At 42.6% G+C, this 23439-nt stretch carries 20 protein-coding genes; 9 read left to right on the forward strand and 11 right to left on the reverse strand.

Translation table 11 applies throughout. From position 1 onward, the window contains the following. Positions 1-38: 38 nt before the first annotated feature. Together FPL27_RS04980 and FPL27_RS04985 are read right to left on the reverse strand one after the other, a co-directional pair. Entirely contained in the window at positions 39-1109 is a 1071-nt protein-coding gene (locus FPL27_RS04980; RefSeq protein ID WP_143960037.1) for an Ldh family oxidoreductase, read from the reverse strand. Between the two features lie 20 nt (positions 1110-1129). Then, a complete protein-coding gene (locus FPL27_RS04985; protein ID WP_143960038.1) occupies positions 1130-2077 on the reverse strand; it encodes a Ppx/GppA phosphatase family protein in 948 nt (315 codons plus the stop codon). A 221-nt stretch (positions 2078-2298) separates the two neighbouring features. Between FPL27_RS04985 and FPL27_RS04990 the strand changes: the two genes are divergently transcribed. The 4 genes from FPL27_RS04990 to FPL27_RS05005 all read left to right on the forward strand — a co-directional run bounded on the left by FPL27_RS04990 (position 2299) and on the right by FPL27_RS05005 (position 6921). Next, a complete protein-coding gene (locus FPL27_RS04990; protein WP_143960039.1) occupies positions 2299-3882 on the forward strand; it encodes an acyl-CoA carboxylase subunit beta in 1584 nt (527 codons plus the stop codon). A 13-nt stretch (positions 3883-3895) separates the two neighbouring features. Continuing rightward, entirely contained in the window at positions 3896-4963 is a 1068-nt protein-coding gene (locus FPL27_RS04995) for a M42 family metallopeptidase (RefSeq protein ID WP_143960040.1), read from the forward strand. 248 nt (positions 4964-5211) lie between these two features. Further along, complete coding sequence (locus FPL27_RS05000; RefSeq protein ID WP_143960041.1) at positions 5212-6108, forward strand: glycosyltransferase family 2 protein; 897 nt, start codon at positions 5212-5214, stop codon at positions 6106-6108. Positions 6109-6162: 54 nt separating this feature from the next. Further along, a complete protein-coding gene (locus FPL27_RS05005) occupies positions 6163-6921 on the forward strand; it encodes an ABC transporter substrate-binding protein (protein WP_143960042.1) in 759 nt (252 codons plus the stop codon). A 40-nt stretch (positions 6922-6961) separates the two neighbouring features. On the opposite strand, the gene FPL27_RS05010 is transcribed toward FPL27_RS05005, so the two are convergent. From FPL27_RS05010 to ald, 7 genes are all read right to left on the reverse strand, one after another. Beyond that, positions 6962-7807: a prephenate dehydrogenase gene (locus tag FPL27_RS05010; protein WP_143960043.1), complete on the reverse strand. Its 846-nt coding sequence runs from the start codon at positions 7805-7807 to the stop codon at positions 6962-6964. Between the two features lie 32 nt (positions 7808-7839). Further along, positions 7840-8991 carry a pyridoxal phosphate-dependent aminotransferase gene (locus FPL27_RS05015; RefSeq protein WP_143960044.1) on the reverse strand — a complete coding sequence of 384 codons (1152 nt, stop codon included), beginning with the start codon at positions 8989-8991 and terminating at the stop codon, positions 7840-7842. Then, positions 8988-9806 carry a prephenate dehydratase gene (locus FPL27_RS05020; RefSeq protein WP_143960045.1) on the reverse strand — a complete coding sequence of 273 codons (819 nt, stop codon included), beginning with the start codon at positions 9804-9806 and terminating at the stop codon, positions 8988-8990. The genes FPL27_RS05015 and FPL27_RS05020 overlap by 4 nt, the downstream gene beginning before the upstream one ends. 75 nt (positions 9807-9881) lie before the next feature. Then, a complete protein-coding gene (locus FPL27_RS05025; RefSeq protein WP_143960046.1) occupies positions 9882-11117 on the reverse strand; it encodes a 3-phosphoshikimate 1-carboxyvinyltransferase in 1236 nt (411 codons plus the stop codon). Continuing rightward, on the reverse strand, positions 11104-12150 hold the full coding sequence (aroB, locus tag FPL27_RS05030) for a 3-dehydroquinate synthase (protein ID WP_143960047.1): 1047 nt from the start codon (positions 12148-12150) through the stop codon (positions 11104-11106). The genes FPL27_RS05025 and aroB overlap by 14 nt, the downstream gene beginning before the upstream one ends. 47 nt (positions 12151-12197) lie before the next feature. After that, positions 12198-13295 (reverse strand): chorismate mutase, encoded by a 1098-nt coding sequence (locus FPL27_RS05035; RefSeq protein WP_143960048.1) that lies wholly within the window; start codon positions 13293-13295, stop codon positions 12198-12200. Positions 13296-13662: 367 nt separating this feature from the next. Beyond that, the gene (gene ald, locus FPL27_RS05040) at positions 13663-14796 is read right to left on the reverse strand and encodes an alanine dehydrogenase (RefSeq protein ID WP_143960049.1); all 1134 of its coding nucleotides are present in this window, start codon (positions 14794-14796) and stop codon (positions 13663-13665) included. Between the two features lie 446 nt (positions 14797-15242). On the opposite strand from ald, the gene FPL27_RS05045 reads away from it, so the two are divergent. Continuing rightward, entirely contained in the window at positions 15243-17657 is a 2415-nt protein-coding gene (locus FPL27_RS05045; RefSeq protein ID WP_143962085.1) for an alpha-ketoacid dehydrogenase subunit alpha/beta, read from the forward strand. A gap of 89 nt (positions 17658-17746) precedes the next feature. On the opposite strand, the gene FPL27_RS05050 is transcribed toward FPL27_RS05045, so the two are convergent. Continuing rightward, positions 17747-18427, reverse strand: a complete 681-nt coding sequence (locus FPL27_RS05050; protein WP_143960050.1) for a hypothetical protein — start codon at positions 18425-18427, stop codon at positions 17747-17749. 76 nt (positions 18428-18503) lie between these two features. On the opposite strand from FPL27_RS05050, the gene FPL27_RS05055 reads away from it, so the two are divergent. Then, on the forward strand, positions 18504-19499 hold the full coding sequence (locus tag FPL27_RS05055; protein WP_143960051.1) for an acyl-CoA synthetase family protein: 996 nt from the start codon (positions 18504-18506) through the stop codon (positions 19497-19499). Here FPL27_RS05055 and FPL27_RS05060 read toward each other — a convergent pair whose 3' ends face one another. Continuing rightward, positions 19500-19892 (reverse strand): Dabb family protein, encoded by a 393-nt coding sequence (locus FPL27_RS05060; protein ID WP_143960052.1) that lies wholly within the window; start codon positions 19890-19892, stop codon positions 19500-19502. Between the two features lie 308 nt (positions 19893-20200). Here FPL27_RS05060 and FPL27_RS05065 point away from each other — a divergent pair, with 308 nt between their 5' ends. From FPL27_RS05065 to FPL27_RS05075, 3 genes are all read left to right on the forward strand, one after another. Next, positions 20201-21001: an endonuclease/exonuclease/phosphatase family protein gene (locus FPL27_RS05065; protein ID WP_185974301.1), complete on the forward strand. Its 801-nt coding sequence runs from the start codon at positions 20201-20203 to the stop codon at positions 20999-21001. 93 nt (positions 21002-21094) lie between these two features. After that, positions 21095-22075, forward strand: a complete 981-nt coding sequence (locus tag FPL27_RS05070) for an endonuclease/exonuclease/phosphatase family protein (protein WP_143960054.1) — start codon at positions 21095-21097, stop codon at positions 22073-22075. Positions 22076-22221: 146 nt separating this feature from the next. Further along, on the forward strand, positions 22222-23439 hold a 1218-nt coding region (locus FPL27_RS05075), incomplete at its 3' end, for an IS1634 family transposase (protein ID WP_221936579.1).

The following is a 23439-nucleotide window of genomic DNA, read 5'->3' on the forward strand; positions in this document are numbered from 1 at the left end:
AAATTAGGCTTGACACATGTAATTGTCAAGCCTAATTTTTAAAATTCTACTTCAAATTTTTCTCCTAGTGCTTTTAGATCGTCCACGACCGAAGGCAGCAATGGAATTCCTTTCTTTCTCCTCTGAGCTTCTATTTCCCTTTCTGGGTCACCCGGAATAAGAACTTTTTCATGACCCTCTGTTGTCTTGGCTGATCTGAATCGTGATATCCAGTTATCCATATGAGACTTAAATTCATCAGCTGGACGGAATGCATCCACCCGCATAGCCCCAAAGAAGTGACCTAACCCCTCGCCAACCGGATTTGGGTCAGGTTGGAGAAATGCCACAAAGGGTGGTACCCAAGGTCCGTAATTTGCACCTGATAGTACAGCGGAGAAAATATCCACGATAGCGCCCAAAGCATATCCCTTATGCGAACCATGTTCTTTGTCGCCACCCAAAGGAAGCAACGCTCCTCCTTCCTTTACGCCATTTGGACTGGTGGTGGGCTGACCTGCTTTATCTTGAATCCAGCCTGATGGGGCTTGTTTGTTTTTACGGGTGAGGATTTCCAATTTCCCATTGGCAGCTGTTGTGGTGGCCAAATCAGCTACAAATGGCGGCTGATTACCAGCAGGTATAGCTACGGAGATAGGGTTGGTTCCCAAAAGGCGCTCGTTGGCGAAGGTCGGTGCCACCAGCGGACTGGCATTAGTCATGGAGAGGCCAATCATGTCATGCTGCAAGGCCTCCATAGCATGGACGCCAGCAATGCCGTAATGATTAGAGTTTTTCACTGATACCCATCCAGTCCCTGCGATTTTGGCTTTTTCTATGGCTATTTTCATGGCAAAAGGAGCCACTACTAAGCCTAAACCTCCATCTCCATCAACTACAGCTGTACTTGGTGTTTCGTAAGTTACCCGGATGTTTGGAGTAGGATTGACCCTGCCGGCTTCCCACAAACGCACGTAACCCGAAAGCCGGGCTACTCCATGGGAATCCACCCCGCGAAGGTCTGCTGATAATAAAACATCAGTTGCTGTCGTGGCTTGATCTTCAGGGCAGCCGATTTTTAAAAAAACTTCTTTGGAAAATTTACTTAATCTCTCAAGTGGATAATTCATGCTATAAAAACGGAGGAATATTAACTATTTACAGGGCACTCTCTTTTGATGAGTTGGGAAATTGCACCTTCTTTTAGAGCGTAAGTTGAGCAATATAAATGTTGAGCAGGGACAAATTTCAAAATATATGTGATAAGCAAGCTGGCCACCACAATCATATCTACTCTCATAGGAATCATGCCGGGGATGTTCAACCGTTCTTGTTTGTTTAAAGTCACGAGTTGTTCGGCAATCTTATAAAACTCGGTGGCAGGAAGATCAAATGTCTGTTGTGATTTATGTTTCTTTTGTTTTAGGCCGGCAAAATAGATGTCGGAAAGTGTATCGAAAGTGCCGGAAGCACCAACTAAATCAGATGGCTCAAATCTATGGATGGCATGTACTAAGTCGTGAAGCTTATCTGCAAGATAGCCTTCCAGTTTATCCATTTCTTCAGGTAAGATGGGGTCATGGTAATGGAAAAGGTCTAGCATGCGTTGACCACCGATCTCAAAGCTTTGCTTCCAAAAAGACTGGACATTGTTGCCTATGATGAATTCAACACTGCCACCACCAATGTCCATCATCAAACTTGTCTTTTCAGAAAGTGATCCGGAAAACTTGATACCTTCATAGATCAATTGAGCTTCCTGATCCCCGTCGATTACGGTTACCTCAATATTAAAAAGTTTTTTTATTTTGTTGACAAAGTCAGACCCATTATCGGCATTTCTTACCGCACTTGTAGCAAAAGCAAAAGTTTCTTGAATCCCCTCACCTTTGATAAGGTTATTGAAGTGCTCCAAAGTGTGGTAGGCTCTCTTAAGTGCATCAGTAGTGATAACCTTTTTGGAAATCCCTCCCTGGCCGAGTTTAACGGCCACTTTTTCTTTGTAAATCGTGCGAAAATTATTCTCGTGCACTTCTACCAATAGCAAATGAAATGTATTGGTCCCCATGTCAATGACTGCTGCCTTCTTAAAATTCATCTTTTGGCAAAATTTAGTTGTGCGAATATAGAAAGTTTATTTAAAAAGCATTAGTTCCTCCATTTTATTTAATTAAGAAAAAATTGGGAGAAAAAAATATCCAATCCGCCCAATTCAATAATTAGGCCGACAATGAGGAAATGCAACAATAAGTTGAAGGCAAATTTTTTGGATAGGGATTGCATGGCTATATTTGACTAAATCTTTACAACAATAAACTCATGGACAGTACAACTAAAGGCGTATATACTTTACCTGGTAACCAGGAAAAATATGATTTATTAACAAAGAAAAACCAGGAGGCGCTTCAGGGCGGGGGAGAAGCCCGTATAGCCTCTCAACATACAAAACGCAAGTTAACAGCCAGAGAAAGAATTCACCTATTAATGGATGAAGGTTCATTCCAGGAAATCGACAAGTTTGTAATGCACCGAGGGAAAGATTTCGGTATTGACAACGAACATTATCTTGGAGATGGAGTGGTCACAGGGTATGGCGATGTTAATGGCAGGCTAACCTATGTATTCTCTCAAGATTTCACCGTTTTTGGAGGCTCACTTTCTGAAACCAACGCCGAGAAAATTTGTAAAATCATGGATATGGCCATGAAAAATGGCGCACCAGTGATCGGACTAAATGATTCAGGTGGGGCTAGAATTCAGGAGGGTGTGAACTCTTTAGGAGGTTATGCTGATATTTTTTATCGAAACACCTTAGCTTCTGGCGTGGTGCCTCAGATTTCCGGAATCATGGGTCCATGTGCTGGAGGAGCAGTTTATTCACCGGCCATCACAGATTTTATTTTGATGGTAGAAGATACCTCATACATGTTTGTGACCGGTCCCAATGTGGTAAAAACCGTAACTCAAGAAAATGTGACCGCTGAGGAACTTGGCGGTGCCAGTGCCCACTCTGTAAAAAGTGGCGTGACTCATTTCTCTTGTGCGAATGAAATGGAATGTATCAACCACATTAAGCAAATCCTTAGTTATGTGCCTCAAAACTGTGAGGACTCTGCTCCTGTCTATCCTTATGAAATGAAGGAAGATGAAAGTAGAAAGGTGCTTGATGAGATTATTCCAGAAAATCCCAACCATCCATATGATATGAGGGAGGTGATAGAGGGAATTGTGGATGAGAGTTCCTTCCTTGAAGTTCATAAAAATTACGCCGACAATATTGTAGTTGGTTTTGCGAGAATCGCGGGAAGAAGCATTGGTGTAGTAGGCAACCAACCCCAATCCATGGCTGGGGTACTAGATAATGATGCCTCGGTAAAAGCTGCGAGATTTGTTAGGTTCTGCGATTCATTCAACGTGCCTCTATTAGTTTTGGTAGACGTGCCTGGCTTCCTTCCGGGAACAGATCAAGAATGGAACGGGATCATTACCAACGGCGCAAAGCTATTATATGCTTTCTCGGAAGCCACAGTGCCTCGAATTACGGTTATTACCAGAAAAGCATACGGAGGGGCATATGATGTAATGAACTCCAAGCATATCGGGGCAGACCTTAATTTTGCCTGGCCAACTGCTGAAATTGCCGTTATGGGCGCCAAAGGTGCTGCTGAGATTATCTTCAAAAAGGAAATCGCTGAGGCTGATGATAAAGACGCCAAATTGCAAGAAAAAGTTGACGAGTACACAGCTAAGTTTGCCAACCCATACCGAGCCGCTCACAGAGGTTTTATCGATGAGGTAATTATGCCTTCTGAGACTAGAGAGAAATTGATTCGTGGCTTTAAAATGTTGGAGAACAAGGTTGACAAGTTGCCAAGGAAAAAACATGGCAACATTCCTTTGTAAAACAAAAAACTAAATGGAAGCAAATACACAATTTCTATATAAATATTTGAACAACGCCTCACCTACGGGATTTGAAGCATCTGGTCAAGAAATTTGGCTGGATTATATCAAGCCCTATGTGGATGAGTATTTTACCGATAATTATGGAACGGCTGTGGGAGTTATTAATCCTGATGCCAAATACAAGGTGGTGATTGAGGCCCATGCGGATGAGATTAGTTGGTTTGTAAATTATATCACGCCAGAAGGTTACATTTATGTCCGTCGCAACGGAGGTTCCGACCATATGATTGCTCCTTCCATGCGTGTCAATATCCATACTGATGAGAAGATCATTCCAGGAGTGTTTGGATGGCCTGCCATTCATGTAAGGGACAAAAGTAAAGAAGAAGGGCCGACATTGGATAATATATTTATCGATGTTGGTGCCAGAAGCAAGGATGAGGTTGATGAGATGGGGATCCACGTAGGTTGCGTGGTGACATTCAAGGATGAATTGACCGAGCTAAACGGTAAATTCTTTTCCGGACGCGCTTTAGATAATCGGGTGGGAGGATATATGATTGCCGAAGTTGCCCGCCAGCTTCATGAAGAGGGCGTAAAACTTCCTTTCGGACTGTATATTGTCAATGCTGTCCAAGAAGAAATCGGATTGCGTGGTGCGGAGATGATTGCTAGAAGAATCAAGCCGGATGTTGCTATCATAACCGATGTATGTCATGACACTACCGCTCCTTTGTACAATAAAGTTACCAGTGGTGATCAAACGGCTGGAAATGGGCCTGTATTGACTTATGGCGCATCAGTACATAAAAAGCTTTTAGACTTGATAATAGCTGCGGCCAAAAGCCGAAAGATTGACTTTCAACGTGCAGCGGCTTCCAGAGGAACAGGTACAGACACAGACGCCTTTGCCTACAGCAATGAAGGTGTGCCATCTGCCCTGATTTCCCTCCCTCTTAAGTATATGCATACCACGGTGGAAACAGCCAGCAAGAAAGATATTGACGAGGTTATCGCACTGATCAAAGGCTTCTTGGAGGATTTTGATCCGGAGTTTGATTTCAGGTATATAAGTTAGTATTATTATCCCTAATTATGCCAATTGACAAATATCCTTTGATGTAAGGGAAGGATGATCGAAGACCGATGACCGAAGAAGCCTTACATTTTGCTTCCAGGCATTCCTTGATTTGATAACGGCACTTTACAAGCAATTAAGTGGATATATAAAGTAAATTTATAAGAGGTAGCTTTTAGCTGCCTCTTTTTTTTTCTATATTGATATAGGTTTTTTATTACCATTCATTCACTTGTAACTTTTTTGAAATGTATAAAATGCATGAGGAAGAGATTTTAGTCTCCGTAATAATAACTTGCTACAATCATGGCAAATTTCTAAAACAGGCTGTTGAAAGTACAATTGATCAAGGGTTAGATAAGTTGGAAATCATCGTTGTCGATGATGGTTCCTCAGACCATACGGCTGAAGTAGCTCAACAACTGCCGGTTCGCTATGTCTACCAAGCCAACCAAGGCCTCTCTGCTGCTCGAAATACGGGTGTTAAGCAAAGTAGGGGTAAATACCTTGCTTTTTTGGATGCCGATGACTATTTCAAAAAGGGAGGTTTAAGAACTAATATGCAGATTCTCCAAAGGAAACCTTATCTGGCCTTGGTGGTAGGTTCCCACGAAAAAGTTTACGAAAAAACAGGGGAGGTTTTTATTTGTAACGAAATAGTAAAAGAAGACCATTTTTATCACATGCTTATCGGAAATTATATAGGGATGCATGCAGCTGTTTTATATAGTCGCTGGGTCCTCAATGAATTTTTGTTTGATACTAGGTTGAAAATGTGTGAAGATTATGATATCTATCTCAAGATTATGCGAAAATATGAGGTGGTGCATCATGAAGCAGTTGTTGCTGCATATAGAATCCATAATACCAATATGTCATCTAATTTCTCGAAAATGCTCAAAGCTGCCTTGTATGTGTTACGGGTAAATAAAAAGTTAATTTCCTCTCCAAGGGAAAAAGATGCCTATCGAGCGGGGGGCAGGTTTTGGAAAAAGTATTATACTCAGGAAATGATCAATGAATTAAAGGGTGGGAAAATTAACCTTGATTATTATGGTTTTTGGATGTTAATCAATCAAAGTCCTAGGATTTTATCACGGTCGATTGCTGCAAAGTTAAAATCACCAACCTTGGCTGTGGAATAGATTTGCGTTGAATAATGAGTACATTGAAATTTAGAGCACCAATAGATTAATAAAATGGAAGTAATAGACCAGTTGGGAAGGAGAGTAGTTGTACCTAGCAGCCCACATAGAATAATTTCTCTCGTCCCCTCCCAAACCGAACTTTTGATAGATATGGGGTTGGAGAAAGAAATAGTGGGTGTGACCAAGTTTTGCGTGCATCCTCAAGGGTTCAAGGAATCAGTAACCATCATTGGCGGGACCAAAAACTTCCACTTTGACAAAATAAAATCTCTTAATCCAGACCTAATTATTGGGAATAAGGAGGAAAACTATGAAGAAGGGATAGATAAGCTCGCAAAAGACTTTCCCGTTTGGGTGAGTGATATATATGAACTGGAAGATGCTCTTGATATGATGAAGAAGCTAGGAGATTTGACTGACAGAAATGTAGAAGCTGAAAGGATAATTAACTTAGTGGAATACGGGTTTCGACGTGATTTTTTTTATAAAGGAACCGTAGTTTATTTGATTTGGAATGATCCTATAATGGTGGCAGGTAAGGATACCTTCATCGATTGCATGCTAGAAAAGGCCGGTTATACTAATTTAATTGAGAAAAGCAGATATCCGGAATTGAGTGTTGAGGAAATTAAAGATTTAAACCCAGAGACCGTATTGTTGAGTTCAGAGCCTTTTCCATTTAAAGAGAAGCATTTGGAAGAATTTAAAAGAAAATTCCCTTATTCTAATGTTAAACTGGTAGACGGAGAGATGTTTTCATGGTATGGAAGTCGGTTGATCAAAGCCCCGGAGTATTTTGAAAGATTATAGAAAAGGGTCGAAGCTCCTGCCCTGACCCATTTTAATAATCTCACTTCAAGTCCAAAATCTCCTTGAGTGGGGCTACAGCCTGTAGCTGCCGGGAAACAGCCTCAAAATCGTTCCCTTTAATATTTTCTTCCAGATTTTTGAGCTTGGCTATATAGCTCCCCAGCGCTTCCAGGACAAATTCTTTGTTTTCTTTAATAATTGGCGTCCACATTTCCGGAGAGCTTTTTGCCAGCCTTACAGTTGATGCAAAACCTGAACCTGCCATGTCAAATATATGGCGCTCGTCCTCCATTTTGTCCATCACTGTTTTGCCGAGCATGAAGGAAGAAATATGGGAGAGATGGGAAACAAAAGCCAGGTGCAGGTCATGCTCCTGTGGATCCATAAACCGGAGTTTCAGGTTCAGGGCTTCAAATAATTCATAGGCCTTGCCTTTGAGGTGCACGTCCGTTTTTTCCATTTCACAGATGATGAACACTTTTCCGTTGAGAAGATCCTCTTTGGCTGCTCTTGGCCCTGAATACTCCGTTCCCGCGATAGGGTGCCCTGCAAGAAACTGTGCCCTCTTTGGATGATCGGCCAAGCTTTGGCAGAGCCGGGCTTTGGTGGAACCCAAGTCAATTATAAGCGTTTCAGCACTTACCTTTTCCAATAATTCCTGAAGCAGCTGGGCCAGCGTATCCACAGGAGTGGCCAATAGCACTATGTCAGTCTCAACAGGTGGAGACTCGACGGCTTCATCAATCAGTCCAAGGTATTTGGCCTCCTCCAAATGTTGATCGTTTTTGTCAAATCCGCTGATGTGGATTTCGGGAAATGCTTTCCGTATGGCCAGGGCAAATGATCCTCCGATAAGGCCAAGGCCGATGATGTGTATATGTTTCATTAGGTTTAATAGATTTCGATAGAGGAATTAAATTAAGTGGTACATCTTCTGATAGCTTCCAATATTTGGTCTTCCGGTGTGCAAAGGGAAAACCTGATATATTCTTTTCCCCCGGAACCGAAAATACTGCCAGGAGCTACAAATATTTGCTTTTCCTTCAAAAGCCAGTCCGTGAGCTCCAAGGCGTCAGTTCCCTGCGGTACTCTTGCCCATGCCCAGACAAACATGCCTGCGGTATCTTTTTCATAACTTAAGTTCAGCCTTTCAGCGAGTTTCCATACCAGTGCTCTCCTTGCCTCATATTGTTTGTTCTGCTCATCAAACCATTCCTCGCCCAAGTTCAAAGCAGCTACTGCACCTTTTTGAATTCCCAGAAACATCCCCGAATCCATATTGCTTTTGACTTGCAAAATTGCCTGCAGAAATTCTTTTTTTCCTGCCACCATTCCTACTCTCCATCCGGGAATGTTGAAGGTTTTACTCAGTGAATTGAGTTCAAGAGCTATTTCTTTGGCCCCTTCGACTGAAAGAATGCTTTTGGGCTCCGGGTTTAGGATAAAGCTGTAGGGATTGTCATGCACGATCAAGATTTCATGTTTTTGCCCAAAAGCAACCAGCTTTTCGAAAAGGTCTTCTGATGCCAAGGCTCCGGTGGGCATGTGGGGATAGTTGACCCACATGATTTTCACCTTGGACAGATCCTGCTTTCCCAAAGCATCAAAGTCCGGTTGCCAGTTGTTTTCTGCGCTTAGTTCGTAATTAAAGGGGTCAGCTTTCATCAATTTGCTGACTGAGCTATAGGTGGGATACCCGGGGTTTGGGATCAATACCTGGTCTCCCTCGTCCAAGAATGCCATGGATATGTGCAGGATGCCTTCCTTGGAACCCATTAGGGGCAAGATTTCCTCCGGGGAAAGATGGACACCAAAATGCCTTTGATAAAATTCCGCAAAAGCAGTCCTCAGTTCAGGTGTGCCCTGATAGCGTTGGTATCCATGGGCGTTTTTCTCACCGGCGGAATCCTTCAATGCTTGGATGATGTTGGGATGCGGGGGCAGATCAGGGCTTCCTATGCCCATTTCAATGATAGGCTGGCCTTCGGCAATCAGTTGCTTTACTTCCTTGAGCTTGGAAGAAAAGTAATATTCTTGGACATCCTGGAGCCTTTTGGAAAACCCTATCATGGCTTTTTACTTAAATATTCCCCGAATATTTTCACCTCATTTCCGGCTGCCTGTACTGACTCGACCGCTTCTAAATACTCAGAATAGTCTGTGATGATTGTGTCAATGAAAAAGGCATAATCCCAGGGTTTTTCCATCAAAGGGATAGACTGGATTTTGCTCAGGTCAAGGCCATGAATGGCCAAAATCTGCAGGAGCTTGGCCAAGGCTCCCTTTTCGTTTCTGATGATGATTTTCAGAGAGGCTTTGGTAGGTGGCTGATCCAACTGGGCTTTGTTTCTGCTCAGGATTATAAACCTGGTGAAATTATTGGGGACAGTTTGAATGTCGCTTGCAAGGATTTCAAGTCCATAAATCTCTGCAGCTGTTTTACTCGCTATTGCACCATGATTTTGAAGCCGTTTTTCGGCGATTTTTTTGGCCACGCTGGCGGTGTCCTTTTCAGGAAGCAATTTGATGTGGGGATGTTGGGCAAAGAATTTCCGGCATTGCAGCAGGGCCATTGGGTGGGACTCCACAATGCTGAGACTATCTAAATTTGAACCAGGGAGGGCCATCAGGTTGTGGGAGATCGGTAGATAATGCTCCCCCCGGATATGGAGCCCATGCCTGTCGATCAGGTCGTAATTGGGCAAAATTGCTCCTGCAATGGAATTTTCTATTGCCATGACCCCAGAGGAAGCGACCCCGTCTTTCACTGCATGGGCAACTTCTTCAAAAGTGCCAAAACCTACAATGTCAGCCTCAGTACCAAATTCTCTGAGCGCCACTTGGTGGTGAAAGGAGCCTGGGATTCCTTGGATTGCTGTTTTCATTTTATTTCAGGGAAAGGAGCTGAGTAATATTTTCTGTAAGGATTTTGGCCGTTTTGTCTTCTGTATGGTTCAATTCTAATTTTGGGAGAAATTCATATTGATCGTTGCTGTAATCAGTTCGACATGGTTCCAGAAACTAGGATAGCTTTTATTCACGACATCAGGATCTTCAATGACCACATTGGTTTTGGTCACCAGGGGCATAAAAGCCATCGCCATCCGGTGATCATCATAAGTGGCAATGGTGACTTCGTCGGGAATACTCACTGATGGGATAACCGTGAAGGCCCCGTCATTTCCTTCTTGGAGTTGGGCGTTGAATTTGGCTAATTCCGCCTGAAGGGCTGCAATCCGGTCGGTTTCTTTGATGCGCAGACTTTCCAGCCCGGTGAATTCGGTTTTCTGTCCAATAACGGCACAGGTGACGGCCACCGTTTGTGCCAGATCGGGGCAATGGGTGAAATCAAACTCCTGCAGACCCAATACCGGGATTTTGGTCAACTTTATCCCGTCTTCCTTGAATTCACTGGCCACACCGAGTTGGGCCATGATGTCCACTATTTTGGAATCTCCCTGCAAACTTTCCTTTTTTAGACCTTTCAGGAACAGTTCTCCACTTTCTGCGCAGGCCAAGAGGCTGTACCAGTAGCTTGCACCTGACCAATCGCTTTCCACGGAATAGGTGGTAGGCCGGTAAGGCTGGGGTCCAATCGAGATCAGGTTTCCTTTCCAGGTATGGCTGATCCCGAATTGCTTCATCAGCTCAAGGGTCATCTCTATATATGTGCGGGATCCCACTTTCCCGGTCAGTTCCAGCTTCAAACCTTGGGGTAGGTGCGGGGCGATCATCAGGAGGGCAGAAATATATTGGCTGCTTACATCACCCCTGATGGTGATCAGATCTGTTTTTTGCTCTGAAAACCCATTGACTGCAAGCGGGGGATAGCCTTCAATTCCCAAATAATGGATCTCTGCCCCCAGCTGCTGCAGGGCTTCCACCAAAATTCCGATCGGGCGTTCGCACATCCTTGGGGTGCCGGTCATAACCTTTTGTTTGTTGGTAATGGCCGCATAAGCAGTAAGAAACCTCATGGTGGTGCCGGCGTCCAGCACGTCATAGATGGGGGGATCTTTTTTGAGGAGGCGGATCATCGTCTGCGTGTCCCGGGCTTCAGCCAGGTTCTCGATCTGGTTTTCACCGGAAGTGAGTGCGTCAATGATCAGTACCCGGTTGCTTTCGCTTTTGCTGGAAGGCAACGGGATAGTAGTTGATGGTATATTACTTTGTTGTGAAAGTCTAAGCTGGTTCATGCTTCAGTTCATTGTAAAATGCCAGGGCCGATGTGATTTCTTCTCTGGTGATGGGGATATTGTACTCACACTCACCGATTCTTCTCAAAAGGGAGCAGTTTATGGTTTTGCCTTCGTTTTTCTTGTCCTGCAAACACAGGTCTGAAATGCTTTGGAAAGCTTCCGGTTTTATGGTAACCTTTCCGAAAACTGCGATAATCCTGTCGCAGATGGTGTCAAGGTCATCTTTTGGCAACCTCAGTTTCTGATGGGAAAGGTAGGCTTCGGCCACCATTCCTATAGCAATGGCTTCCCCATGTAGCAGGTGCTCAGCAGTGTCCAGATAAAAGGATTCCACTGCATGTCCAATGGTATGGCCAAAATTCAGGATCTTCCGCAAACCCTCTTCCTTTGGGTCTTTTTCAACCACCTCTTTTTTGATGGAAACGGATTTCTCTATAATATCCTTCCATGGCTGAGTCTCCCACTTTTCAGTTTTGAGACAATGAAAGTAATTCTCACTCTTAATCAGGCCGTGCTTGAGCACCTCAGCATATCCGCTCCTGAGCTCGCGCCGGGGGAGGGTTTGGAGGAACTCTTCAGAGATCACCACGGTAAGAGGCTCGGCGAATACACCCAGATGGTTTTTGAAGCCCATGAAATCAATTCCCAGTTTCCCTCCGACGCTGGCGTCCACTTGTGACAACAGGGTTGTGGGGATGTTGATGAAGCGCATGCCCCTTTTGAAGGTGCTGGCGCAAAAACCTCCCATGTCCCCTGTGACACCTCCGCCCAGATTTATGATGAGGGATTTCCGGTCAAAATCATTCTCAGTCATCCATGTCCAGATTTTAGTGCAGGTGTACAGGGTTTTGTTAGCCTCGCCGGCCTGAAAGGTGAAAGTCAGGTGATCCGGAAGTTTGTCGGCAAGCAAGGGATAGCAATAGTCGAAACTGTTGCTATCGGTAATGAAGCCCAACTTTGAATAAGCCTGCTTGCTTAAAAAGCCGCTGAGCCTTTCAGCTATCTTTTCTGAGAAAATGATTGATTCCAAGTTTTTTTAAATTTTTTTAGAGGTCCAAATTACTAATAAAATATCGCTTATTTCACGATTTTCACTTGCTCTCTCAACTGCTTTTCCTGCCTTTTTACAGATTCTTCATGAATGGTGAAAAGAAGCTCTTTCATGAATTTCTCACCCAGGTTTTTTGAAACGCCTTTTTGGGTTCTAGAATCCATTACTTGCTTCCATCTCTCGGATTGGAACACACTTAGGTGGTTTTCTCTTTTATGCGCTCCGATTTGCTCAATTACAGCGAACCTTTCAGCGAGAATGTCCAGGAGCTGATCATCAAGGTGGTCTACTGCCGCTCTGAGGTCATGAAGTTTTTCACTTGGCTGTACTTCTTCCAAAGGGGTCTTGAAATCCAGTTGCTGCAGGATCTGCTTGAGCTGTGCCGGGGTGACCTGCTGTTTGGCGTCAGACCAGGCTTTGTCCGGGTCGTGGTGGGTTTCGATCATCAAACCGTCCAGACCGAAGTTGAGTGCGCGCTGGGATGTTTCCAGGATGCCGTCCCTTTTACCTACTATATGGCTAGGGTCATTGATGACCTGCATGCCTTTCCATTCTCTTTTCAGGTGGATAGGCATGGACCAGTTTGGTTTGTTCCTGAACCTTTTGTCGTACGCATCACTGAATCCACGGTGGATGGCGGCCAATTTGTTGATGCCCACGGCATGCAGTCTTTCCAAAGCTCCGATCCATAGCTGGAGGTCGGGGTTCATGGGGTTTTTGACCATAACGGGAATGTCCGTGCCTCTCAGCGCCTCGGCAATTTCCTGCACAGCGAAAGGATTGACAGTCGTCCTGGCGCCGATCCAGAGCACATCTACCTTGTGCTTGAGGGCCATTTCCACGTGGGCTGCATTGCCCACCTCGGTGGTGATGGGGACATTGAGGTGGTGACGGGCGATTTCCATCCATTTGAGGCCTTCCTCACCTATGCCTTCGAAGCTTCCCGGTCTGGTGCGGGGTTTCCAGATGCCAGCTCTGAACAGGGAGGGCAATACATTTTCCTCTTTCATAGCCAGACATACTTTTTCAATCTGTCCCGGGCTTTCTGCGCTGCAGGGGCCGGCGATGATCAATTGGTTGGTGAGGTTCAAACCCCATTCGGTTGATTGTAAGTGATTTTTCATTTTGCAATAGGTTTAAAATAGAAAAAGCCCGGTTCTTGCGAACCGGGCTTTTGGTTTGTAAATATCTTGAAGTTTATTTTTCCACTAGACAATACGCAGCTCCGATTCGACCTTGAGGGCGAAAATAAAAATAGAAGAAGCTAAAATATAGTGCTGCGAATAATAACATGTTTCAAATGTAACGGATGTATTATTTAAAACAAAATAATAATATGACTCCCTTTTTGTAGATTCTTTAATGATCGGAAGTATGATTTGATTTTATAGTCATGGCTGTAGGAATATTCGGGAGATATGCGCTATAGGGGAGAGTAACCACTAAAAAATTTTGCAAAAAAAAAGCCCGGAATACGCCGGGCTTTAAATATTATGAGTTAACTAACTCTTCTTCAAGGTATTTGTCAACTGGTACATATGGCATGTCGAATGCTTCAGCAACAGCTTTGTAAACGATGTCGCCTTTGATTACATTCAGTCCTAGTACTAATTCAGGGTTTTCCAAGGCTGCTTTTTTCCATCCTTTGTCAGCCAATTGAATAGCATAAGGAAGGGTTGCATTTGTCAAGGCAATCGTAGAAGTATAAGGTACTGCTCCTGGCATGTTAGCTACACAATAGTGAACCACATCGTCAATTATATAAGTTGGATCCTGGTGAGTGGTAGGCTTGCAGGTTTCAATACATCCGCCTTGGTCAACGGCTACGTCAACAAGTACGGTGCCTGGCTGCATTTCTTTCAGCATTTCTCTAGTGATCAAGTTAGGAGCTTTTGCACCTGGAATCAATACCGCACCGATGATTAGATCATGATCCTTGATCATTTTTCGGATATTGAATTCATTAGACATCATAGTCTTCACATTCTTTGGCATCACATCAGACAAATATCTCATTCTCTGAAGGGAAACATCCATAATGGTAACATCGGCACCAAGGCCTGCTGCCATCCATGCTGCTTGAGTTCCAACGATACCACCCCCGAGGATAAGCACTTTCGCAGGCAATGTGCCTGGTACTCCACCCAAAAGTATACCTTTTCCGCCAAGTGGCTTCTCCAGATAGTTGGCGCCTTTTTGTACGGACATTCTCCCGGCAACCTCTGACATAGGTACTAGCAAAGGAAGGCTTCTGTCAGTTTTCTCTACTGTCTCATAGGCCAAGCAAATTGATTTACTTTCCACCATAGCTTTAGTAAGCGGCTCATGTGAAGCAAAGTGGAAATAGGTGAACACCAACTGATCTTCTTTGATCAATTTATATTCCGGCTCTATAGGTTCTTTGACTTTCATGATCATTTCTGCAATGGCATAAGTCTCTTCTATAGTAGGAAGGATTTTAGCTCCAGCTTCCTCGTACATGGAGTCAAGAAAACCGCTGCCTTCTCCGGCGGTATGCTGAACATACACAGTGTGACCTCTTTTAACGAGTTCTTTAGCACCCGCTGGGTTTAATGCCACGCGGTTCTCGTTGTTTTTGATTTCCTTTGGAACACCTATTATCATGATATTCTAGTATTTGGGTTGTGATTCGTGCGCAAATATAGCATGCAAAGCATTAAGAAATAGAAAACCCATTCATATATTTTGATGTTATTATTTAAATATGGTTAAATTAAAATATTGTTATTTAAAGAGAATCTATACATTATTTTGTTTTGTTTTACCTAGTATTTGAATTGAATATTCTGAGCCTAATTGATTCCCAGTTTTTACCTTATTGATTCTGTTTATGGGGAAAAGTGGTAAATGATTGATTAGTACTGTTTTTTAGATGAAATCAGAATTTTATTCATGATTTAGGCTTCGTTTTGCCTGTCTATCAGAATAAGTTTTGGGGGAGGATTTAAAATTGTTGTTGGATTTTTTTGCAGGCCTAACAAATTATTGTATTTTTGAAATACTTGCAGAGAATGCCTGCCAAACCCAAAATAGCTTTAAAGAATAATTTTATGGAAGAAGTTGCTGTGAATAAAAAAAATAAGTCATTGAGCTTGTCGAAAGATGAAATTCTTAATGATTACAAGCTTGCCCAACAAAGTCGTCAAGCCTCCCTAATGGGACGGAAAGAGGTTTTTATGGGAAAAGCCAAATTCGGGATTTTTGGAGATGGGAAAGAATTGGCCCAAATAGCTATGGCCAAGTACTTTAAAAACGGTGATTTTCGCGCTGGTTATTATAGGGATCAGACTTTTATGTTTGCCATTGGCGAGCTTACTATCCAAGAATACTTTGCCCAACTTTATGCCCATACTGATGTGGAAGCAGAGCCTGCTTCTGGTGGTAGATTGATGAATGGCCACTTTGGCACCAGGGCTTTGAAGCAAAACGGTGAATGGAAAGATCTTACTGAAATGAAGAACTCAGCGTCTGATATTTCTCCTACCGCTTCCCAAATGCCCAAGCTTTTAGGCCTAGCCTATGCTTCTAAACTTTACAGACAAAACAATACACTTTTAAAAGACCTTTCAGATTTCAGTATTGAAGGCAATGAGGTAGCTTGGGGAACTATCGGTAACGCTTCCACCTCGGAAGGGATGTTTTACGAAACTATCAATGCTGGTGGAGTATTGCAGGTTCCTATGGTCGTGTCTGTATGGGATGATGAGTACGGTATTTCAGTACCAAAAGAATATCACACTACCAAAGGAAGTATATCTGAGGTCTTGAAAGGTTTTCAAAGAACCGAAGATCAAAAAGGTTATGAGATATTGGTGGTAAAAGGTTGGGATTATGAAGCTTTGATGAGAACTTATCAAAAAGCTGCTAAAATTGCTCGAGAAGAACATGTGCCTGTTATGGTCCATGTGATCGAACTTACCCAGCCTCAAGGGCACTCCACGTCCGGTTCTCATGAGAGATATAAGTCTAAAGCCAGACTTGAGTGGGAAGCTGAATATGATTGTGTCCGTCAATTCCAAGAATATATCTTAGAACAAGGTATTGCAAGTGAAGAAGAGCTTGCTCAAATAGACGCTGAAGCAAAGACATTTGCCAAGGAGCAAAGAGTGGCAGCATGGGAGGCTTTTGCAGGAGAAATTAAATCTGAACTGCAAGATGCGGTAACTTTGATCCAAGAGGCTGCGCCAAACAGTAGGCAGAATGATAAGGTGGTTTCATTGGCATCCGAACTTTCCAAAACGATGAACCCAATTCGTAAGGATGTGATCAGTGCGGTAAGAAAAGCCTTATTATTGATGAGATTTGACGGTGCCGAGGTTAAGCAAAATCTGAAGCTGTGGTATGAACAGCAAAAAAAACTAAACCAGGACAGGTATAACAGCCACCTTTATAGTCAATCTGATTTCCGTGTCGGTAATGTTGAAGAGGTGCCCGCTCAGTATGGTGAGGACGCACAGATGGTGGATGGCCGTGAAATACTTCAGGCTTGTTTTGATAATTTGTTGAGTACAGATCCGCGGGTTTTTGCCTTTGGGGAAGATGTCGGAAAGATCGGTGATGTGAACCAGGCCTTTGCTGGGCTTCAAGATAAGCATGGAGAACTACGGGTGACTGATACCGGTATTCGTGAGTGTACCATCATCGGGCAAGGTATAGGTGCCTCTATGAGAGGTCTAAGACCGATCGCCGAAATTCAATATTTGGATTATTTATTATATGCCATCCAGATTCTTTCTGATGATGTAGCATGTTTACAATATAGAACTAAAGGCGGTCAGAAAGCTCCTCTGATTGTTAGAACAAGAGGACATAGACTTGAAGGTGTATGGCATTCTGGCTCACCAATAGGAATGATCCTTCATAGCTTGAGAGGTATGTTGGTATGCGTGCCAAGAGACATGACTCAAGCTGCCGGTATGTATAATACCTTGGTGAAGGCTGACGAGCCGGCCCTTGTTATCGAGTGTCTGAACGGTTACAGGCTAAAAGAAAAAATGCCTGCCAATATCGGTGAATATACCGTGCCTATGGGCAAGCCAGAAATACTACGTGAAGGTACTGACCTGACGATTGTGACTTATGGTTCTATGTGTAGAATCATTTTGGATGCAGCCATAGTGTTGGAAGAAATGGGGATCTCAATTGAGGTAATTGATGTGCAAACTTTATTGCCATTTGATACCCATCATGTGATTTCTGATTCCATCAAAAAGACAAATAGAGTGATCTTTGCCGATGAGGATGTACCTGGTGGAGCATCTGCCTACATGATGCAACAAGTGATTGAGGAACAACAGGCATATTACCATTTAGATTCCGAGCCAGTAACTATAGCAGCAAAAGCTCATAGACCAGCATATTCATCTGACGGAGATTATTTCTCCAAACCAAGTGTGGACGATGTAGTCGAAAAAGTCTATGAAATGATGCATGAAGTGGATCCAAAAAGTTTCCCTGAGCTTTAAATTGGCGATTATAAAGACAAGAAAAAGCCCTCCGAAGTAAGTTCTTCGGAGGGCTTTTTCATTATTTATCAACTTTTCCTTATTTCAATTTATTGCCTCCTCGTTACCTGATTCAGCGTGAAATCCGGCGTAGAAATAGTGTTACTACGGTTAAGTTGGCGGTCTTGGATCTGTACATCCAGTCTAATGGTATCGTTCCTGAAAATGGCTTGCCAACCTGAAGAAAGCATGGCGTATGCTATATTGCCCTCAATAGCTCTGTCCCGCTCATCAGTGAGGATGCGCGGAAAACGGCCATTGAAAGTGGTATAATATGGCGGTCCTTCCCAAACAAACTCCTGATAATCTCCGCCGCGTTTGATGAAAAAGCGAACGAAAATATTGTTGTGGTTGGGGTTAGGTGTAACCCAAAGGGTGTCTCTCACCGTGACGTTGTCCAGAACTGGATCAAGAATTCTCCAGTCCCTTGGGTTGTAGTTAGGTGCATCTGCTGGTCTATTGGAATATGAAATACGGGTACCGGTCTCACTCAAAACATAATCAAATGGTTGAAAAGGTGGGTCTAAATCTCTTGGACCCAAACCCAAGTCCCCTTCGGCATCCCTGAAATCCACACTGACGATCAAGGAGTCAGGCGCCCCTTGAATATCAACAAACTCCACTCTGCTGAACGAAATTTCTGGGGCAGACGGGAAGTTTTCGGGCGGAGACACACAGCCTATCACAGCTGGGGCTAAAAATAATATACCTAGATAGTTTTTCACCTTCATCTTGTAAGCCTAAATTTACGGATAATATTGGTTTTTATAAAGTTGGTAAAAAAATGCCATTCACAAATATAGAACGATGAATTATTTCAAAAGTTTTTCAGCCGATTTAGATCAAGTCAATGAAGTTAATTTTGAAAAAGTGGCCCTTGCATTGTTTAAGTTTCAGGCATTACACAATCCTATTTATAATTCCTATTTGAAATACCGAAAGGTGAAAGTGGGCCATGTTAATTCTCTTGAGAAAATTCCCTTTCTTCCTATTTCATTTTTCAAAACCCAGAAAGTAGTAACTGGCCCGCAGGAGGATTTCACTTCGTTTTATTCCAGTAGCGGAACAACGGGAAACATTACTAGTAGACATTTCATTTGGTCAGAGGAAGCTTACCTTGAAAATGCAAAACGGATTTTTGAAATGGAATACGGTCCGTTAACCGATTTTCATATATTAGCTCTTTTGCCGGCATATTTGGAGCGAGAAGGTAGTTCTTTGGTCACCATGGCTGATCACTTTATTAAAAAATCAGGTTCCCCTCACTCTGGATTTTATTTAAATAACCAGACAGAATTGATGGGCAAATTGGATGAACTCAGAGGTTCTTCCACAAAAGTACTTCTGTTGGGAGTCACCTTTGCTCTACTTGATTTTGCTGAAGAGATGAACGCGTTCAATAAAATGAACAACCTTATCATAATGGAAACTGGAGGTATGAAAGGGAGACGGCGGGAAATGATTCGTGAAGAAGTCCATGAGATTCTTACAAGATATTTCAAAGTAAATAAGATCCACTCCGAATACGGGATGACCGAGCTCATGTCTCAGGCGTATTCCAAAGGTGTTGGGAAGTATGTCCTTCCCAACACTATGAAGGTTTTATTAAGGGATGTTAATGATCCGCTGTCTTTCTCTAGCAAAAGGCAAGGGGGAATCAATGTGATTGACCTGGCCAATTTTCACAGTTGTGCATTCATCGAAACCCAAGATGTTGGACGTTATGATGACCGAGGGATGTTAGAAATATTGGGTCGATTTGATAATTCTGACATCAGAGGATGTAACCTGATGGTCGTCTGATTATTCTAACACAAAATCATAAACTTTTACTTCTCGCCATTTAGAAGCATGTTTTTCAATAAACTCTAAATGGATGGGATCAATTTGATATTCGTTCTGAGACTCTATAGAATCAAAAACCATATTTAAGGCTACATCATAACTGCTGTCGATCACATCTCGAGCTTTGGTAGGTGCTGGGGTACCCAATCTAAATTCCTGAATTGATTTTACCGAGCCTAATTTTCTTGCGGCTTCTTTAAACTCTGCCACCTCTACACCTTCATTTAACCAGAAAAATACCTGGTGGATCATATAAGGTTTTACTAATTTATTGGCCTGAGCCGTAAAGGGTAAAACCCCAAATGGATAGGCTAATGCTAAGCGGCTAAGAAATTTTCTCCTTGACTTCATTTGGCTGTTGTAGACTGATTTTAAATTATTACAAAATATAAAATATAATCATGAGTTCTGCCTGCTAAATGGCATTGTTTTTATCTATGCTATTAAAAATTACTTCTTGGATGAGAATAGTTACCTATATTCTAATTTTTGTTGCAATAGTCACAACGGCACTGCCTTTAATTCAGACAACATACTGGTGGGTGAGGATTTTTGACTACCCGAGGGTACAAATCACTGTCATTGCAATAATTGCCCAAATTCTAACATTTATTTATTTTCGACATAACAGTATCAAATATCTGAGCATATCTACTTTTTTGTTAACAGCTATTGCTTATCAGGGCAGGTTAATGGTCAAATATACCCCGCTTTACCCGGTTCAAGCTCCTGGAGCGTTTGAGCCGATAGAAGAAAATACCTTCAGTATTCTCATGTATAATGTAAGAATGACCAATGACAAGTATACTGCGTTTCTTGATTTGATCGAAGATAGGGGGCCTGACATAATATTGCTCACCGAAACCGATCAGGCGTGGGTCGAAGGAGTTGAGAAGTTGGATGCCGAGTACCCTCATTACCTCAAATACCCTTTGGATAATACCTATGGTATGATTCTTTATTCCCGGTTGGAGCTTGAGGATACAGAGATTAATTTTCTGGTCAAGGACAGCATTCCCTCTATTTTTGCAAAAGTGAAGCTTTCATCTGATGTATTGGTAAATCTACATTGCTTACATCCTGAACCCCCGAAACCTGGAACTCCCACCTATGAGCGTGATTCTGAAATTCTGATAATTTCTGATAGAGTGGTGAACGATGAAAGACCTACTGTAATTGCTGGGGATTTAAATGATGTAGCTTGGTCTAGGACATCCGAACTATTTCAAAAAAGGACGTATATGCTTGATCCCAGAGAGGGTAGGGGACTCTTTAATACCTATAATGTATTTGTTCCACTCTTTAGATATCCCTTAGATCATTTTTTCTATTCTAAGCATTTTAATCTTGTTGATTTTGAAAGGTTGCCTGATATTGGTTCGGATCATTTTCCTATTATGATGACGGTGGAATATGTGGACTTAAAAGAAAGGGAAGAAAATTCTAAGAATCTTAAGTGAGAAACTATTTGTATTACAAGTGGTTAATTTTACAGGTTATTTTATATATAATTCAGAAACTGGTGATTTCAATCAGTTTAAAAATTAAATTGAATGTGTTACATAGTAGTGTTTTTAGTATTAGTATCGGTGGTCGCTACGGTGCTTCCTATAATTCCCTCATACAAATGGTGGATCAGGATTTTTGATTTTCCCAGGACCCAGGTTACCATTATTGCTGTAGTTTCCTTACTTTTAGCACTTATTTTTTGCAATGAGAATCCCATTTTGATGTATGTTCTGATTGCATTTAGCATTGGAGTAATATGTTATCAGTCAATTAAAATGATACGTTACACTCCTTTTTATCCGATCAGATCTCCCCGATCCAACCTTCCAAATCCGGCCAATTCCATTAGTATATTTTTGGCAAATGTGAAAATGGATAATGATAATTATCAAGAGTTATTAGGAATCCTCAAGTCCAGCGATCCCGATGTTTTTTTACTCAATGAGGTAAATGAGAAATGGATGGAGGCCCTTCAGGAGCTAGATCCTAGTTTTCCACACACTATAAAATATCCATTGGACAATACCTATGGTATGGCCATGTATTCTAAATTCAAACTTATTGATCCTAAAATCAATTTTCTGGTAGATAATAGCATCCCCTCAATCCATACAAAAATTGAATTGCCTTCTGGAAAAGTCATTAATTTTCATGGTCTGCATCCCGAACCACCTAAACCAGGTAGCTCCACATATGAAAGAGATACAGAATTATTGATTGTGGGGAAAAAGATTAAAGAAGAGAATGAGCCATCTATTCTGGCCGGCGACTTGAATGATGTTGCCTGGTCCGCAACTTCGGAGTTGTTTCAGAAGCGGTCTGGTTTATGGGACCCCCGGGAGGGAAGGGGCTTTTTCAATACCTATAATGTTTTTGTGCCCTTCTTTCGCTATCCCTTGGATCACTTTTTCTATACCAAAGATTTTCTATTGATCAGTTTGAACAAGTTGGCCAAGTTTGGTTCTGACCACTTTCCTATAATTATTAAACTGGAATTCTATCCTGACGCCAATAGTAAGAATTAGGGCGCCTTGGTTTTCATAGCTTCTAACTCACCTGTTTTCGACAGTCGTCAGTCCCATTTTTGATTAAATAATTGATTTTCAATTAAATCATAATTTTTAGTGGTTGACAATGGGTGTCCCAGCCTTCTTTTTCCTTATTTTCACCCATGTTTGTCCGGAAAAAACCCAATAAAAGCGGGAAAATCAGTGTCCAGGTAATCGAGAAAAAATCTGGTAAATATAAAGTCGTCAAAACCGTCGGCAGCAGCCCGGATTTGGACACAGTAGAAAGACTTGTCAAGGAAGGAGAACAGTGGATTAAGTCCCAACGTGGGCTACTGGAGCTCCCATTCAACAACGAAAAGCAGGCTGTTCAAAACGTTCTCGACAATATTGCGGGAATTACGGTAACCGGAACAGAGCTTTTATTGGGGAAAATTTTTGACATGATTGGCTTTAACGCTGTCAAGGATGAACTATTCAGGTGGCTGGTTTTTTCAAGGCTGTGTTTTCCGGGCAGTAAACTCAAGACCACTGAGTACCTCTTCAATTTCCATGGGCTTTCCATCGAGGTCCATGCCCTGTACAGGTATATGGACAAGCTGTACAACAATTATAAAGAAACCGTCCAGCTGATCAGCTTTGAGCATACCAGGAAAATACTCGGGGGATCGATCAATGTCGTGTTTTATGATGTGACCACTCTCTATTTTGAAATAGACCAGGAAGATGACCTTAGAAAAACAGGTTTTTCGAAAGAGGGAAAACATCAGAATCCACAGATCGTACTGGGCCTTCTTGTCGGGCTGGAGGGATATCCGTTGGCCTATGAAATTTTCGAGGGAAACAAGTTTGAAGGCCACACGATGATCCCGGTTATTGAGAAGTTCAAGACTAAATATAACCTGCCCGCCCCCGTCATCATAGCTGATTCGGGCCTGCTTTCAAAAAAGAATATTGAAGACCTCGTTGAAAAGGGATATGAGTTCATTTTGGGAGCCAGGCTGAAGACCGGCGGTAAGGGCCAAAAATCAAAGGTTCTTTCACTTGAGCTGTGCAACGGGGAGAGCACCATCCTGGATTGGGAAGAAGGGCTCAAAATGGTTGTCAGCTATTCTGAGAAGCGGGCCAGAAAAGACCGGTCCAACAGGGAAAGGGGCCTGAAGAAGCTGGAGAAGCAGCTCAGGTCGGGAAAGCTCAATAAATCGCACATCAACAACAGGGGCTACAACAAGTACCTAAAAATGGAGGGCGAAATCAAAATTGAGATCGACCGGGCAAGATTTGAACAGGATTCCAGGTGGGACGGCCTGAAAGGCTATATCACCAATACACGACTGGGGAAAGACCAAATAATAGAAAACTACAACAATCTGTGGAAAATA

It is taken from the genome of Litoribacter populi (genome assembly GCF_007483685.1).
Taxonomy (GTDB): Bacteria; Bacteroidota; Bacteroidia; order Cytophagales; family Cyclobacteriaceae; genus Litoribacter; species Litoribacter populi.

What these genes read in the sequence shown, in the direction of transcription:
- FPL27_RS04980 (WP_143960037.1), bottom strand. Translation starts at nt 1,109, where the DNA reads ATGAATTATCCACTTGAGAGATTAAGTAAATTTTCCAAAGAAGTTTTT.
- FPL27_RS04985 (WP_143960038.1), bottom strand. Translation starts at nt 2,077, where the DNA reads ATGAATTTTAAGAAGGCAGCAGTCATTGACATGGGGACCAATACATTT.
- FPL27_RS04990 (WP_143960039.1), top strand. Translation starts at nt 2,299, where the DNA reads ATGGACAGTACAACTAAAGGCGTATATACTTTACCTGGTAACCAGGAA.
- FPL27_RS04995 (WP_143960040.1), top strand. Translation starts at nt 3,896, where the DNA reads ATGGAAGCAAATACACAATTTCTATATAAATATTTGAACAACGCCTCA.
- FPL27_RS05000 (WP_143960041.1), top strand. Translation starts at nt 5,212, where the DNA reads ATGTATAAAATGCATGAGGAAGAGATTTTAGTCTCCGTAATAATAACT.
- FPL27_RS05005 (WP_143960042.1), top strand. Translation starts at nt 6,163, where the DNA reads ATGGAAGTAATAGACCAGTTGGGAAGGAGAGTAGTTGTACCTAGCAGC.
- FPL27_RS05010 (WP_143960043.1), bottom strand. Translation starts at nt 7,807, where the DNA reads ATGAAACATATACACATCATCGGCCTTGGCCTTATCGGAGGATCATTT.
- FPL27_RS05015 (WP_143960044.1), bottom strand. Translation starts at nt 8,991, where the DNA reads ATGATAGGGTTTTCCAAAAGGCTCCAGGATGTCCAAGAATATTACTTT.
- FPL27_RS05020 (WP_143960045.1), bottom strand. Translation starts at nt 9,806, where the DNA reads ATGAAAACAGCAATCCAAGGAATCCCAGGCTCCTTTCACCACCAAGTG.
- FPL27_RS05025 (WP_143960046.1), bottom strand. Translation starts at nt 11,117, where the DNA reads ATGAACCAGCTTAGACTTTCACAACAAAGTAATATACCATCAACTACT.
- FPL27_RS05035 (WP_143960048.1), bottom strand. Translation starts at nt 13,295, where the DNA reads ATGAAAAATCACTTACAATCAACCGAATGGGGTTTGAACCTCACCAAC.
- ald (WP_143960049.1), bottom strand. Translation starts at nt 14,796, where the DNA reads ATGATAATAGGTGTTCCAAAGGAAATCAAAAACAACGAGAACCGCGTG.
- FPL27_RS05045 (WP_143962085.1), top strand. Translation starts at nt 15,243, where the DNA reads ATGGAAGAAGTTGCTGTGAATAAAAAAAATAAGTCATTGAGCTTGTCG.
- FPL27_RS05050 (WP_143960050.1), bottom strand. Translation starts at nt 18,427, where the DNA reads ATGAAGGTGAAAAACTATCTAGGTATATTATTTTTAGCCCCAGCTGTG.
- FPL27_RS05055 (WP_143960051.1), top strand. Translation starts at nt 18,504, where the DNA reads ATGAATTATTTCAAAAGTTTTTCAGCCGATTTAGATCAAGTCAATGAA.
- FPL27_RS05060 (WP_143960052.1), bottom strand. Translation starts at nt 19,892, where the DNA reads ATGAAGTCAAGGAGAAAATTTCTTAGCCGCTTAGCATTAGCCTATCCA.
- FPL27_RS05070 (WP_143960054.1), top strand. Translation starts at nt 21,095, where the DNA reads ATGTGTTACATAGTAGTGTTTTTAGTATTAGTATCGGTGGTCGCTACG.